The sequence below is a fragment of the Pseudonocardia oroxyli genome (assembly GCF_900102195.1).
In the GTDB taxonomy this organism is placed as follows: domain Bacteria; phylum Actinomycetota; class Actinomycetes; order Mycobacteriales; family Pseudonocardiaceae; genus Pseudonocardia; species Pseudonocardia oroxyli.
In genome coordinates, this window is the sequence record NZ_FNBE01000009.1 from 119,851 (window position 1) to 134,317 (window position 14,467).

Here is a 14,467-nt window from a genome sequence, read left to right on the forward strand (position 1 = left end):
TTCACCCGCGCACGAGACCGACGTCGCTCTCATCCCAGGAGGACCCGCAGTCATGGCCAAGGAACTCAAGTTCGGCGCGGACGCCCGCAGGGCGCTCCAGGCCGGTGTGGACCAGCTCGCCGAGGCCGTCAAGTCCACGCTCGGCCCCAAGGGCCGCAACGTCGTCCTGGAGAAGATCACCGGCACGCCCGAGGTCACGAACGACGGCGTGACCATCGCCCGCGAGATCCACCTGCGCGACCCCTTCGAGAACATGGGCGCGCAGATCCTCAAGGAAGCCGCGATCAAGACCAACGACATCGTCGGGGACGGCACCACCACCGCCACCGTCATGGCGCAGGCCATCGTCCGTGAGGGCATGAAGGCCATCCAGTCCGGCGGGAACCCGGTGCTGGTCAAGCGGGGCATCGACCTCGCCGTCGGGCGGATCGTCGAGCACCTGTCCGGGGTGGCCCACCCCGTCGACTCGCTCGAGCACCTCTCCCGCGTCGCCGCGATCTCGGCGAACGACGACGAGGGCATCGGCTCCGTCGTCGCGCAGACCCTGCACACCGTCGGGGACGACGGCGTGATCTCCGTCGACGACGGCCCGGTGCTCGGCCTGCAGGTGAACTTCGTCGAGGACTTCGAGTTCGACAACGGCTACGTCTCGCCCTACCTGGTCACGGACCCGGGCTCGATGACCGCCGTGCTCGACGACCCGTACATCCTGCTGTCCGCCGAGAAGATCACCGACGTCCGGCAGCTCATGCCGGTGCTCGAGAAGATCATGCGCGACCCGCGGCCGCTGGTCATCGTGGCCGAGAAGGTCGAGGGCACGGCCCTGCAGATGCTGGTGCACAACCACGTCAACGGCCACCTCAAGGTCACCGCCATCCAGGCCCCCGGCTTCGGGGAGAAGCGCATCCACCTCCTGGAGGACATGGCCGCGCTCACCGGCGCGAAGGTGCACTCCAAGGCGTCGAGCTTCGCGCTGGAGCAGATGACCGCCGAGCACCTGGGCCGGGCCGCGCAGGTCCGGGCCACCAACGAGGAGACCGTCATCATCGGCGGCGGTGGGGCGCGGGAGGCCGTCGACGGACGTCTGGCGCAGCTGCGGGCCGAGATGGCCCGCGCCTCCATCGGCACGGACGAGGACTGGCTCAACGACCGCATCGCCCGGCTGTCCGGCAAGGCCGCGATCATCTCCGTCGGGGCGCCGACGAACGCGGAGCTCAAGGAGATCCGCCACCGCGTCGACGACTCGCTGCAGGCCACCCGGGCCGCCATGGCCGAGGGGATCGTGGCGGGCGGCGGCTCGGCGCTGCTGCACGCGGAGTCCGCGCTCAACGACCTGGACGTGCAGGGCGACTACCGGATCGGCGTCGAGATCGTGCGGGCGGCGCTGACCGAGCCCGTCACGCTGATCGCCTCGAACGCGGGCTACGACGGGGCGGACGTCGTCAAGCAGGTCTCGGACCTGGGCGTCGACGAGGGATTCGACGCCCTCGAGGGCCGCTTCGGGAACATGATCGAGATGGGCATCATCGACCCGCTGCGGGTGGTGCGCTCCGCGCTGCAGAACGGCGCCTCGGTGGCCGGCCTGATCCTCACGACCAACAGCCTGGTCGCCGAGGAGCAGACCCCCTGGAACAAGGCGCTGATGACGGAGTACGGCCCCCTCGACGAGGGCATCCCGCAGCCGAGCCCGGACAGCTCGACCCCGCAGTCCCTGGGCCTCGGCCCGTCGATGGGCTGATCCGCCCCCGGCGAACGGCGCGTTCGCTCACACCTTGTGAGCGAGCGCGCCGTTCGCCATGGTCAGGTGGCCGCGGGCTCGCGGTCGGAGACGTAGCGGTCCGTGCCCGGGATGCGGGTGGGGTGGGAGATGTCCAGCCCGGCCGTCTCGGGCATCTTGATCAGCGGGTAGATCGCGACGGCCGCGGCGAGCATCAGGTAGAACGCCGGCATGTAGGTGTTCCCGGTGGCCTGGATGAGCGCCGTGTTGATCAGCGGTGCCGTGCCGCCGAAGGCCGCCGTGGACAGGGCGTAGCCGATGGAGAAGCCGCCGTAGCGGTTGCGGGTCGGGAACATCGCGGGCAGCGCAGAGCCGATGACGCCCAGCATCAGGACGAGCTGGATGCCCAGGATCGCGATGCCGATGGTCACCGGCACCCAGCCCTTCTGGCTGATCAGCCAGAAGGCCGGGATGGCGAGCACGAACGTGCTGATGGCGGAGCCCAGCAACAGCGGCTTGCGGCCGATGCGGTCCGACAGCCGCCCGATCGGGGTGATGACGATCATCATCACCACCATGACGACGATGAGCACGACGAGCGCCTCGGTCTCGTCGATGTCGATCGTCTGGGTGAGATAGGTCGGCATGTAGGTGAGCAGCGTGTAGTTGGCGACGTTGAGCAGCATCACGAAGCCGATGAGGTGCAGGATCTGCGGCCCGACGTTGCGCAGCACCTCGCGGAACGGCGCGGACGCGGTGGTGTCCTGCTTCTCCGCGGCCCGGAACGCCGGGGTGTCCTCCAGCTTGGACCGCAGGTAGAACCCGACGAGCCCCAACGGGCCCGCGACGAGGAACGGGATCCGCCAGCCCCAGCTGTTGAGGTCCTCCTCGGGGAGACCGAGCTGCACGCCCGTCGCCAGGATCGCGCCGAGCACGGTGCCCGCGAGGGTGCCGAACTCGAGGAACGAGCCGAAGAAGCCGCGCCGCTTGGCGGGGGCGTACTCGGCGATGAACGTGGCGGCACCGCCGTACTCGCCACCCGTCGAGAAGCCCTGGACCAGCCGGAACGTCAGCAGCAGGATCGGCGCCGCGAACCCGATGACCGAGAAGCTGGGCAGCAGACCGATCAGGAAGGTCGCACCCGACATCAGCACGATGGTCACGGCGAGCACCTGGCGGCGCCCGAACCGGTCGCCCAGCGGGCCGAGGATGATCCCGCCGAGCGGACGGAGCACGAACGGGATCGCGATCCCGGCGAAGACGAGCAGCGACTGGGCCGCCGGACTGAAGTCGGGGAAGAAGTTCAACCCGATCTGGACCGTCAGGTAGGCGTAGACGGCGTAGTCGAACCACTCCACACCGTTCCCGATCGCGGCTCCGGCGACCGCTTTGCGCACGGTGGGGAGGTCGGCTTCGTCGACCTTCACCTCACCCTGACCCTCTGCGTTCGATTCGCTCATCACGTCCCCTGGTCTCGAGTGCCCGCCCACGCTAGGCGAGCACCCCCGCCCGCGCAGGCTGGGGCACCGGGCGACGACACTGGAAACCGGTGCCGTGATGCGGTGGGCGGTCGGCTGTGAAGGCGGCGTCCAGGGCGGGGACGCCCCGACCCTCGACCAGGCCCGCGCGGGCGAGGGTGCGGGCGCGGTGGCCGCCGAGGTAGAGCGAGCCGAGGGCCGAGGTGCCCAGTCGGACGTCCGGCGTCGTGTGGGTGCGGGCGCACTCGGCGCCGTCCGGGCCGCCCCGCAGCCGCAGCCGGGTGCCGTCCACCTCCAGGACGAGGTCGACGTCGATGGCGGAGCGCCGCCCGGCCGGCGCGGCGACCGGGTCGAGCACCCGGATCCACACGCCGTCGCGCACCTCGCTCGTCTCGACGAGCCGCGGGTCGGTGAGCAGGAAGCCGAGCGGGTCGCCCGGCGGAGAGGCGCCGGTCTCGAGGTGGGAGACGAAGTCGCCGCTCAACAGCACGCGCCAGAGGGCGGCGTGCGCCTCGGGCGTCGCGGCGAACAGGTCCCGGACCACGAGGGTGCTCCGGTCGTTGTGCAGGCGGTAGGAGGCGTAGCCGTCCGGGTGGGCGAGGTGGAACAGCGCGGTGCCGCCGTCCCGGTCCTCCTCCGGGTCGGCGAGGAACAGGTCCGTCGGGCTCACCAACCGCTTATCGGCCGGAACCCCTCGGTGGCGCGGATCCATACGTACGTCCAACACGGACGTCCTTCCACGCTGACGCGCACCCGGGCGTACTCCGGGCCCTCGTACTCGTCCAGGCCGGGGAGGGCGGTGGCGGGGTCCCGCAGGGTCACGACGTGGCCGGGCACGGGATCCGCGCCCGGCACGAGCGCGGGGAAGCCGAGGCCGGTGTCGAACAGCCTGCCGCGTCCCGTGGCCGGGGACACCGCGGTGGCCAGCGGCTCCAGCAGGTGCCAGGCGCGGTCGCCGGGTTGGAGCGTGCCGTAGACGAAGAGCCGGTCGGGCCAGGAGTCTGGGTTCGGCGGACCGTGCACCGTGGTCGCGTCGAGGCGGTCGTCCCCGGGGACGCCGACGAGTCCCCGCGCCGCGGACTGGGGCACGTCCGCGCACCGGACGGGGGCACCGTCGACGAGGAGCGGCCGTCGCACCTCCGCCGCACCCAGGTAGACGAACGGCGACCCCACCCGTGAGTGGCGATGGTCGCCATGGCGACCATCGCCACTCACGAGGTCGACGGTCCCGGAGTGCAGGCGGGCCAGGCGGTAGCGGCCGACGACCCGGCCCTCGCACCGGTCCAGCACCTCGACCTGGGCCGGGGTGGCGAACCAGACCGCGTGCTCCTCCACCACGCCCGGGGCCGAGACCAGGACGGCGGGCCGCTGGTCGTCCACGACCCGCAGGCCCACGGCCCACACCGCGGCCAGGTCCCGCGTCGTGCACCGCTGCACCACCACCGCGCCGGTCAGGCCGAGCGTCGCGCGCAGCCACCCGATCTTCGCCGGGTTCCGGTTGGACCCGTAGGTGAGGACGGGGACCCGGCCCGCCATCGGCACGTCCCCGAGCTCGGCGAGCAGCGCGTCGGGGTCGCCGACCAGCCCGCCGCCCGGCACGTGGACGTACGACTCCGCGGGCACCGCCCCCGGGTACGGCTCGGCCGGGTAGTCGGCGTCGCGGAAGTCGAGGTCGGTCGTGCGCGGTAAGTGGTGCTCTGGCACCACTTACCGCGCACGGGCGCCGAAGGCGCGGATCGTGAGGGCGACGACGAAGCAGGCGGCGCACACGAGCCCCATGGCGCCGGCGATCGAGGTGTCGAAGGTCAGGGCGGTCACGTGCCCCACGATCGCACCCACCCACCCGACGCCCACGGCCACGGCCACCATCGCGCCCAGCCGCCGGGTCAGCAGGTAGGCCGTGGCGGCGGGGACGATCAGCATCGTCACGACGAGGATGGCGCCGACCGCCTCGAACGCCGACACGGCGGTGATCGCCACGGCGACCAGCAGCAGGCGGGACAGCAGCCGGGGGCGCAGCCCGGTGACCCGGCTGAACTGCGGGTCGAACGTCGTGGCCCGCAGCTCCTTCCACAGCGCCGTGACCAGCAGCAGGTTCAGCACCGCGACGCAGGCCAGCACCACCCCGGACCGGGCGAGGACGACCCCGCCGACGGTCACCGTGTCGAAGGGCGCGAACGCGATCTCGCCGTAGATGGTGGAGTCGAGGTCGAGGTGGATGTCCGAGGCGTAGCGGGTGATGCCCAGGACGCCGAGGGAGAACAGCGCGGGGAAGACGAGTGCGATCGCGGCGTCGGAGGCGACGAGGCCGGTGGCGCGGATCGCGTCGATGCCGAGGACGCAGAGCACCGCGAACGCCGCCGCCCCCGCGACCACCGGGACGGGCGCGCGGGTCTCGCCGATCAGCCACACGGCCACGATCCCCGGCAGCACCGCGTGGCTCACGGCGTCGGACAGCAGGGCCATGCGGCGCAGCACCAGGAAGGGGCCGAGGAGGCCGCACGCGGTCGCCGTCAGGCCGGCGACCAGCACGATCACCAGGTCGTCCGCGGTCATCGCGCCAGCCTCTCCAGCTCGGCGAGCGCCTCGGGGGCGAGGGTGCGGCGCAGGTCGTGCAGGTCGGGTTCGCGCGCGTCCCGGAGCCGGATCTGCGGGCCGTACCGCAACCAGGCCCGCCACAGCTCGTCCCGGTCCTGGGCCTCGCGGCGCGCCCGTTCCCCGGCGACGGTCAACACGCCGTCCGGCGTCATCAGGTTGGCCCGGACCAGTCGCCTGCTCGTGCCGCCCGCCAACAGCAGCCGGTCCCGCTCCATCCGACGACGGCGGCGCGTCAGCCGTGCGCGGCGCGCGAGCACCCCGCGGCGCGGCGCCAGCAGCACGGCCAGCACCGCCACGGCGACCCCCACCAGCACGACGACCGGCCCGGTGGGCAGCTGCGCGCGGGTGGCGAGCAGCGCGCCCGCCACCCCCACGACCGCGCCGACGATCCCGGCCAGCACCAGCACCCGGCCGAACGAGTCGGCGAGCTGGCGCGCCACGACCGTCGGCACCGCGAGCATCGCCACCATCAGGATCGCGCCGACCAGCCGCACCCCGATCACCACGGCCGCCACCAGGAACGCCGTCACGGCGACCTCGACCAGCCTCGTCGGTGCGCCGATCGCCCCGGCGTAGGCCCGGTCGAACAGCGTGGTCACGAGCATCCGTCGCAGCAGCAGCACCGCGAGCAGCCCGACGGCACCGAGGAGCCCCATCACGGCGACGTCCCGTTCGAGCAGGCCCGCCGCCTGGCCGAAGAGGAAGGCCTCGAGCCCGGCCTGCTGCGCGTCTCCCGTCGCGGTGATGTGGGTGAGCAGCACGATCCCCAACGAGAAGAAGCCGGACAGCACCACCCCGATCGCCGTGTCCGCCCGCAGCACGCTGCGCTCCACGGCCACCATCAACAACGCCGCCACCAGCCCCGCGACCGCCGCCCCGGCGAGCAGCCCCGCGATCTCCTTCGTCCCGGTGACGAGAAAGGCCACGCAGACGCCGGGCAGCGTGGCGTGCGCGATGGCGTCGCCGACGAGGGACCGGCCCCGCAGCACGGCGAACGAGCCGAGCACCCCCGCGGAGATGCCGAGGACCAGCGCTCCCGCGACGACGACGGTGTCGGTGTAGGGCAGCCCGAGGAACGCGCTCAGCCGGTCCACACCGGGGTCCCCTCCGGCAGGCCCGCGCCGTACGCCTCGCGGATGCGGTCCTCGGTGAGCACGTCGGCGACCGGCCCGCAGCCGAGCGCGCGGACGTTCAGCAGCAGCACCCATTCGAACGCGCTGCGGACCTGGGCGAGGTCGTGGTGTACGACGACCGTGGAGCCCCCGTCCGCGGACAGCTCCTGGAGGAGCTCGAGGAGGTCGGCCTGGGTGCGGGCGTCGATGCCGGCGAACGGCTCGTCCATGACCAGCACCTCCGCCTGCTGCGCCAGGGCCCGGGCGAGGAAGACGCGCTGTCGCTGGCCGCCGGAGAGCTGGCCGATCTGCCGTCGGGCGAAGGCGGACATGCCCACCCGCTCCAGGCAGTCCGCGGCGATCGCCCGGTCCGCGCGTCCGACGCGGCGGAACCAGCCCGCCGCCCGGTAGCGGCCCATCGCCACCACCTCGGCGACGGTGATCGGGAAGTCCCAGTCCACGGACTCGGCCTGGGGCACGTAGGCGAGGTTCGCCAGGCCCGCGCGGCCCTCCACGTCCGCGATCCGCACCGTGCCCGTGTCCGAGGTGACGAGGCCGAGGGCGGCCTTGAGCAGCGTGGACTTGCCCGCCCCGTTCGGCCCGACGATCGCGGACAGCGCCCCGGCGGGGAACGCGGCGTCCACCTGCCAGAGCGCGGGCGCGGCGCGGTAGCTGACCGTGAGGCCGCTGATCTCCAGGGCGTTCATGCGCGGTTCTCCAATGCTGAGGCGATCAGCTGGGCGTTGGCCCGGACCATGCCGACGTACGTTCCCTCGGGGGTGCCCTCGGCGCCCGCGGAGTCGGTGTAGAGCTCGCCGCCGATCCGGGTGGTCCAGCCGCGTTGCCGGGTGGCCGCCAGCAGGGCGTCCACGGTCTGGCGGGGCACGGAGGTCTCGATGAACACCGCGGGCACCTGCCGCGCGGCGATCTCCGCGGCCACCCGCTCGACGTCCGCCGTGGTCGCCTCCGCCGCCGTCGAGATGCCCTGGATCGCGGCCACCTCGACGCCGTAGCGGCGCCCGAAGTAGGTGAACGCGTCGTGGCTGGTCACGAGGATGCGGTGCGCGGGCGGGATCGCGGCCATCAGGGCTGCGACCTCGCCGTCCAGCGCGACGAGCTCGGCGTCGTACTCGGCGAGCCGGGCGCGGTAGCCGTCGGCGTGGGTGGGATCGAGCGCGGTCAGCTCCTCGGCGATCGTGCGGGCGCAGTCCCGCCAGAGCGAGACGTCGAACCAGACGTGCGGGTCCGGCGCGTTCCCGTGCAGGAGCAGCCGGTCGCGCGGGATCCCGTCGGTGACGGCCCGGGTGGGCTGGCGGGCGGACAGGTCGGCGAGCAGGTCGCCCATCTTGCCCTCCAGCTCCAGGCCGCCGTAGAAGATCACGTCCGCGTTCCGGAAGGTGCGCACGTCCCGCGCGCTGGCCTTGAACAGGTGCGGGTCGACCCCCGGCCCCATCAGCCCGGTCACCTCGACGCGGTCGCCGCCGATCCGGCGCACCGCGTCCGTGATCATCGTCGTGGTGGTGGTGACCTGCAGCCTCCGCTCGGCCACGGGGGCGCGGTCGGCCGTGACCGTCTGGGCGGCACAGCCCGTGAGGACCAGCGCCAGCAGCGCCAGGACCGCCCGGATCCGCATATAGCCTCGTCTACTTCGAAGGTGAGAGCCCTCTAACAGGTGCGCTGACTATAGGGTGCCCGACCCGCCCGCGGTGTCTCCGTTTGAGAAGGTCTGAGGGTGTCCTCCGCCACTGACGCCCCCGACGCCACCGAGCTCCCGCCCACGTTGCGCTGGCGGGACGACGCGCTCGTCCTCCTGGACCAGACCCGCCTGCCCGCGATCGAGACGCTCACGGTCCGCACGGTGGCCGAGCTGGTCTCCGCGATCCGACGTCTGGTGGTCCGGGGCGCCCCGGCCCTCGGGGTGGCCGGGGCCTTCGGGGTGGTCCTCGCGCGGCGCGAGGGCATCGACCCGGAGGTGATCGCCTCGGCCCGCCCCACCGCCGTCAACCTGCGGCGCGGGGTGGAACGGGCGGCCGCCGCGGCGGACCCCCTGGCCGAGGCCCGGGCCGTGCTGGCCGAGGACGTGGCGTCCTGCCACGCCATCGGCGACCGCGGCGCCGCCCTGCTGACCGAGCTCTGCGGCGACCGCCCCCTGAGCCTGCACACGCACTGCAACGCGGGCGCCCTGGCGTGCGTGGAGTGGGGCACGGCGCTGGGGGTGGTGCGGTCCCTGCACGCCGCGGGGCGGGTGTCGCTGGTCGTGGCGGACGAGACCCGGCCGCTGCTGCAGGGGTCCCGGATCACCGCCGTCGAGCTGGCGGCGATCGGGGTGGCGCACCGGGTGGTCGTCGACGGCGCGGCGGGCTCGGTGATCGCCCGGGGGCTGGTGGACGCCGTGGTGGTCGGGGCGGACCGGATCGCGGCGAACGGCGACGTGGCGAACAAGATCGGCACGTATCCGCTGGCCCTGGCCGCCGCCCGGGCCGGGATCCCGTTCGTGGTGGCGGCGCCGGAGACCACCGTGGACCCGGGCACCGCGTCCGGCGCGGAGATCGAGATCGAGGAGCGGGACCCGGCCGAGGTGGTCGTCGGGTTCGACGCGTGGAACCCCGCCTTCGACGTCACCCCGGCGGACCTGGTGACGGCGATCGTCACCGACACCCGCGTCTGGCGCCCGTGAGGACGCCCGACGCCGGAGGCCGTCGGCCGTGAGAACGTTCGACGCCGGAGGCCGTCGGCCATGAGAACAGCCGCGTTCCGCCTCATGCTGGCGGTGACCGTCCTCGGCTTCGGCGGGCACGCGCTGCTGCTCCCGGTGCTGCCGCTGTGGGTGAGCCGCGCGGGCAGCGGGGAGTTCGGTGCCGGCGCCACGACCGGCGTGTTCATGCTGACCACGGTGCTGACCCAGCTCGCGGTGCCGTGGCTGCTCCGCGTGCTCGGTTACCGCGCCGTCTTCGCGAGCGGCCTGGTGCTCCTCGCCGCGCCGACCCCGTTCGTGCTCGGCACCGCCGAGCTCGGTCCGGTGCTGGCCCTGAACGCGGTGCGCGGCATCGGGTTCGGGCTGATCACCGTGGCCGGCAGCGCCCTCGTCGCCGAGCTCGTCCCGCCCGCCGAGCACGGCCGCGCGTCCTCCCGCTACGGGCTCGCCATCGGCATCCCCGGCCTGGCGCTGCTCCCGCTCGGCGTCGCGACCGTGGACGCCCTCGGGTTCACCGGGGTCTTCTGGACCGCGACGGCCAGCCCGCTGCTCGCCGCCCTGCTCGTCCCGTTCCTCCGCGCCACGAGCCCCACGCCCCGCAGGCACGCGTCCGACCCCGGGGTCGAGGAGCTCGCGCGCTCCGAGGCGGGGGTGGACCGCGTATCACCGGACCCCGTGGCGGGCAGGCGGGCCTTCGTGCTCGCCGGGCTCGGTCCGATGGCCGCGATGCTCGCGGGATCCGTCGCCCAGGGCGGGCTGACGACGTTCCTCCCGCTGGTGGCGCCCGGTGCGGGCGTCGCCGTGCCGGTGGCGTTGTTCGCCCTCGCGCTCGGGGGTGTGCTCGGCCGGGGGGTGGCGGGCCCGCTGGTCGACCGCCGCGGGCCGGGCAGGCTGCTGCTGCCCGGCGGAGTGCTGTCCGCCCTGGGGATGGGGGTGGAGCTGCTGGCCGTGGGCCTGAGCCCGTGGCTGCTCGTGCCCGGCGCCCTCGCCGTCGGGCTGGGGTTCGGGCTGGTGCAGAACGACTCGCTGGTCGCCCTGTTCGCCGCCGCGGGCCCCGCCCGCTACGGCGCCGCGAGCGCGGCCTGGAACATCGGCTTCGACGCCGGCACCGGCGCCGGGGCGAGCGGGTTGGGCGCCGTCGCCCAACCCTTCGGTTTCCGCGCCGCCTTCGGGGTCGCCGCGCTCCTCCTGCTCGCCACGACCCCGCTCACCCGCCGCCGCAGCTCACCGACCCCGTGAGCGGCGATAGTCGCTCTGGCGACTATCGCCACTCACGGGTGTCGGTGGCCGCTCACGGGGGTCAGTGGCCGCGGGTGATCCACTCCTCGAGGTGCGGGGCCTCGGTGCCGATGGTGGTGGCGTCGCCGTGGCCGGTGCGCACGGTCGTGTCGCCCGGGAGCGGCAGGAGCGTGGTCCGGATCGAGTCGATGATGGTGTCGAAGCTCGAGTAGGAGCGGCCGGTCGCGCCGGGCCCGCCCGCGAACAGGGTGTCCCCGGTGAGGACGGTGCCCAGCTCGGGGATGTACAGGCACGTCGAGCCGGGCGAGTGGCCCGGGGTGACCAGGGCCTGGATGTCGAGGCCGCCGACGGTCAGCGTGCCCTCGACCCGCCCGTCCGGCTTGCGGTCCGGCCAGGTCATCTCCCACAGCGGGGCCTCGGCCGGGTCCAGCAGGATCGGGGCGGAGAAGCGGTCGGCGAGGGCCGGGGCCTGGTTGACGTGGTCGTCGTGGGCGTGGGTGCACACGATGGCCTTGACCCGCCGGTCCCCGACGGCCGCGGCGATGGCGTCCGCGTCGTGGGCGGCGTCGACGATGATCACCTCGGTGTCGTCCCCGACGATCCAGACGTTGTTGTCGACGTCCCAGGTGCCCCCGTCGAGCGAGAACGTCCCGGAGGTCACCACATGATCGATACCGGTGTGGGTGGGGCCCGCCATCAGAACACCACGACCGAGCGCAGCACGTCTCCGTGGTGCATCTTCTCGAAGGCGCTCTCGATGTCGCCGAGCCCGATCTCCTCGGACACGAACCTCTCCAGCGGCAGCCGGCCCTGCAGGTGCAGGTCGACCAACATCGGGAAGTCCCGGGAGGGCAGGCAGTCGCCGTACCAGGACGACTTGAGCGCGCCGCCGCGGCCGAAGTACTCGATCAGCGGCAGCTCGGGGGCCTTGAGGTCCGGGGTCGGGACGCCGACCAGGACGACGGTGCCGGCGAGGTCGCGGGCGAGGAAGGCCTGCTTCCAGGTCTCCGGGCGCCCGACGGCGTCGACCACCACGTCCGCGCCGAACCCGTCGGTGGCGGCCTGGATGGCCTCGACGGCGTCGGTCTGCGTCGCGTTGACGGTGTGGGTGGCGCCGAAGCCCTTGGCCCACTCCAGCTTCCGGTCGTCGGTGTCCACGGCGATGATCGTGGTCGCGCCGGCCAGGGTGGCCCCGGCGATGGCCGCGTCACCCACGCCGCCGCAGCCGATGACGGCGATGGAGTCCCCGCGCCCGATCCCGCCGGTGTTGATCGCCGCGCCGATGCCCGCCATGACCCCGCACCCGAGCAGCCCGGCGACCTGCGGCTTCACCGCGGGGTTGACCTTGGTGCACTGGCCGGCGGCGACGAGGGTCTTCTCCACGAACGCGCCGATCCCGAGGGCGGGGGAGAGCTCCTGCCCGGAGGCGAGGGTCATCTTCTGGGTGGCGTTGTGGGTGTTGAAGCAGTACCAGGGCTTGCCCTTGCGACAGGCCCGACACTGCCCGCACACCGCGCGCCAGTTCAGGATCACGAAGTCCCCGGGGGCCACCTCGGTGACGCCCTCGCCGACGGACTCGACGATCCCGGCGGCCTCGTGGCCGAGCAGGAACGGGAACTCGTCGTTGATCCCGCCGAGCTTGTAGTGCAGGTCGGTGTGGCAGACCCCGCAGGCCTGCACCGCCACGACGGCCTCGCCCGGGCCCGGGTCCGGCACCACGATCGTCTCGACCGAGACCGGCTCACCCTTCTTCATCGAGACGACCCCGCGGACCTCTTGCGACATGCTGTACTCCCTCGTCGATACGACCGATGCGCACCCTTTCATGCGTCACCCCGCGAGATCGACCCCCCGCTCCACACGGACCCGACCACTAGCCTGACCCCATGAGCGCCGCCGCCCTGCTGCCCCCGGAACCCCCGCTGGGAACGGCGCTGGGGGTGGTCGCCGGTTCCGGCAGGCCGGGGCCCTCGCGGATCGTGGTGCCGGTGGGCAGCGCGTACGTCGACGTCGGCACCCTCGCCGCGGCACAGGGCGGCCCCCACCCCGCGCTGCTCGGCGAGCCCACCCTGGACGGGCTGCTCGCGGCCGGGCGCCCCGCCTGGCGGGAGGTCTGGGAGTGGCTGGGGGACTGGCTCGTCGATCCCGAACGCCTCGCGCCCTACGTCCTGCCGCAGGCGGGCGTGGTGCCAGTGCTGCCGTTCACCGTCGCGGACTACACGGACTTCTACGCCTGCGAGCAGCACGCCGCGAACGCCTCGGCGATCGCGCGGGCGGGCGGCACGGTGAGCGAGAACTGGTACCACCTGCCCGTCGGCTACCACGGCCGCGCCGGAACGGTGCAGGTCAGTGGCACCCCCGTCGTCCGGCCGCACGGCCAGCGCGGGCGTGGCGACCTGGGCCCCACGAAGGCGCTCGACCTGGAGGCCGAGCTCGGATTCGTCCTCGGCGGGCGCCGCACCGGCCCGGTCCCGATCGAGGAGGCCCTCGACCACGTCTTCGGTGTGGTCCTGCTCAACGACTGGTCCGCGCGAGACGTGCAGGCCTGGGAGTCCCGTCCGCTGGGCCCGCACCTGGGCAAGAGCTTCGCCACGTCGATCTCGGCCTGGGTCACCCCGCTCGACGAGCTGGCGGGAGCCTGGGTCGACCCGCCCGCCCGGGACCCGCAGCCGCTGCCGTACCTGCTCGGCAAGGCCGACCGCGGCCTGGACCTGACCCTGGAGGTGCGGATCAACGGCGAGCGGATCTCCACCCCGCCCGCCGCGGACCTCTACTGGACCCCGGCCCAGCTCGTCGCGCACCTGACCTCGGGCGGGGCCCCGGTCCGACCGGGCGACCTGCTCGGTTCGGGCACCGTCTCGGGCCCGCGCCGCGACCAACGCGGCTGCCTGCTCGAGTTCACCTGGGGCGGCCGGGACGAGTTCGCCCTGGCCGACGGCACCACCCGCCACTACCTCAACGACGGGGACGAGGTGTCCATCGTGGGCACCGCCCCGCGCCTCGACGGCGGTCGGATCTCCCTCGGCGAGGTCCGCGGCACGGTCACGCCGTAGCGGCCACCAGCTTGAGCAGCGTCTCGGTGAGCTGCTCGATCTCCCGGTCGGTCCGCACCCACAGCGGGGCCTGCGACATGCCGGCGTGCAGGACCTGCAGGGTCGGGTCCACCGCCACCACGGCGAACTCCCCGGTCCGCGCGCCCTCCTCGACGACGGCCCGGAACACCGCGTCGTGCCGGTGGCGGAGGGCCTTGATCCGGTCCCGCTGGGGTTCTGGCCACTCGTCCGGCACGAGGAACAGCCGCAGCGCGGCCGGGTGCTCGCGCACCGCGATCCGGATGTGCTCGCGCAGCAGCGCCCGCAGCCGCTCGGTCGGTGGGCCGTGGGCGGGCAGCGCCTCCAGCCGGTCGGTCCACTCGGCGCCCAGCGCTTCGATTGCGGCCGTGACCAGCTCGTCCTTGCTCGCGAAGTAGTAGTACAGCGAGCCCTTCGTCACGTCCAGCCGTTCGGCGACGTCCTCCAGGTTCACCCCGGCGTACCCGCGCTCGCCCAGCAGGTCGGCGGCCGTGGCGAGGATCGCCCGCACCCGTTCGCCGCGCTTGCGCGCCACCCGCTCACTCACGGTTCACATC

At 73.5% G+C, this 14,467-nt stretch carries 14 protein-coding genes; 4 read left to right on the forward strand and 10 right to left on the reverse strand.

Translation table 11 applies throughout. The annotated features are described in order from the left end of the window. The first annotated feature begins 52 nt into the window (after positions 1-52). Complete coding sequence (gene groL / locus BLS43_RS15260; RefSeq protein ID WP_093084650.1) at positions 53-1,738, forward strand: chaperonin GroEL; 1,686 nt, start codon at positions 53-55, stop codon at positions 1,736-1,738. Between the two features lie 62 nt (positions 1,739-1,800). On the opposite strand, the gene BLS43_RS15265 is transcribed toward groL, so the two are convergent. The 7 genes from BLS43_RS15265 to BLS43_RS15295 all read right to left on the reverse strand — a co-directional run bounded on the left by BLS43_RS15265 (position 1,801) and on the right by BLS43_RS15295 (position 8,538). Further along, positions 1,801-3,144, reverse strand: coding sequence for an MFS transporter (locus BLS43_RS15265; RefSeq protein ID WP_245707509.1), 1,344 nt, complete (start codon positions 3,142-3,144; stop codon positions 1,801-1,803). A 64-nt stretch (positions 3,145-3,208) separates the two neighbouring features. After that, positions 3,209-3,865 carry a sterol carrier protein domain-containing protein gene (locus tag BLS43_RS15270; protein ID WP_176921337.1) on the reverse strand — a complete coding sequence of 219 codons (657 nt, stop codon included), beginning with the start codon at positions 3,863-3,865 and terminating at the stop codon, positions 3,209-3,211. After that, the gene (locus tag BLS43_RS15275; protein ID WP_245707510.1) at positions 3,862-4,899 is read right to left on the reverse strand and encodes a gamma-glutamylcyclotransferase family protein; all 1,038 of its coding nucleotides are present in this window, start codon (positions 4,897-4,899) and stop codon (positions 3,862-3,864) included. Before BLS43_RS15275 ends, BLS43_RS15270 begins: the two co-directional genes overlap by 4 nt. A 3-nt stretch (positions 4,900-4,902) precedes the next feature. Then, entirely contained in the window at positions 4,903-5,751 is an 849-nt protein-coding gene (locus tag BLS43_RS15280) for a metal ABC transporter permease (RefSeq protein ID WP_093084662.1), read from the reverse strand. Then, positions 5,748-6,887: a metal ABC transporter permease gene (locus tag BLS43_RS15285; protein ID WP_176921334.1), complete on the reverse strand. Its 1,140-nt coding sequence runs from the start codon at positions 6,885-6,887 to the stop codon at positions 5,748-5,750. Before BLS43_RS15285 ends, BLS43_RS15280 begins: the two co-directional genes overlap by 4 nt. Then, positions 6,875-7,612, reverse strand: coding sequence for a metal ABC transporter ATP-binding protein (locus tag BLS43_RS31120; RefSeq protein ID WP_093084668.1), 738 nt, complete (start codon positions 7,610-7,612; stop codon positions 6,875-6,877). The genes BLS43_RS15285 and BLS43_RS31120 overlap by 13 nt, the downstream gene beginning before the upstream one ends. After that, complete coding sequence (locus tag BLS43_RS15295) at positions 7,609-8,538, reverse strand: metal ABC transporter solute-binding protein, Zn/Mn family (RefSeq protein WP_093084671.1); 930 nt, start codon at positions 8,536-8,538, stop codon at positions 7,609-7,611. Before BLS43_RS15295 ends, BLS43_RS31120 begins: the two co-directional genes overlap by 4 nt. Positions 8,539-8,637: 99 nt before the next feature. On the opposite strand from BLS43_RS15295, the gene mtnA reads away from it, so the two are divergent. Then, complete coding sequence (mtnA, locus tag BLS43_RS15300) at positions 8,638-9,582, forward strand: S-methyl-5-thioribose-1-phosphate isomerase (RefSeq protein WP_093084674.1); 945 nt, start codon at positions 8,638-8,640, stop codon at positions 9,580-9,582. A 60-nt stretch (positions 9,583-9,642) separates the two neighbouring features. After that, a complete protein-coding gene (locus BLS43_RS15305) occupies positions 9,643-10,839 on the forward strand; it encodes an MFS transporter (RefSeq protein ID WP_093084677.1) in 1,197 nt (398 codons plus the stop codon). A 61-nt stretch (positions 10,840-10,900) separates the two neighbouring features. Here the strand turns inward: BLS43_RS15305 and BLS43_RS15310 are convergent, their stop codons facing one another. Both BLS43_RS15310 and BLS43_RS15315 read right to left on the reverse strand, forming a co-directional pair. Beyond that, entirely contained in the window at positions 10,901-11,536 is a 636-nt protein-coding gene (locus tag BLS43_RS15310; protein WP_093084680.1) for an MBL fold metallo-hydrolase, read from the reverse strand. Beyond that, on the reverse strand, positions 11,536-12,624 hold the full coding sequence (locus BLS43_RS15315; RefSeq protein WP_093084683.1) for an S-(hydroxymethyl)mycothiol dehydrogenase: 1,089 nt from the start codon (positions 12,622-12,624) through the stop codon (positions 11,536-11,538). The genes BLS43_RS15310 and BLS43_RS15315 overlap by 1 nt, the downstream gene beginning before the upstream one ends. Positions 12,625-12,725: 101 nt before the next feature. Between BLS43_RS15315 and BLS43_RS15320 the strand changes: the two genes are divergently transcribed. Next, positions 12,726-13,892, forward strand: coding sequence for a fumarylacetoacetate hydrolase family protein (locus BLS43_RS15320; protein WP_093084686.1), 1,167 nt, complete (start codon positions 12,726-12,728; stop codon positions 13,890-13,892). Here the strand turns inward: BLS43_RS15320 and BLS43_RS15325 are convergent. Continuing rightward, positions 13,882-14,457, reverse strand: a complete 576-nt coding sequence (locus tag BLS43_RS15325; RefSeq protein WP_093084689.1) for a TetR/AcrR family transcriptional regulator — start codon at positions 14,455-14,457, stop codon at positions 13,882-13,884. The genes BLS43_RS15320 and BLS43_RS15325 overlap by 11 nt on opposite strands. Positions 14,458-14,467: the final 10 nt, after the last annotated feature.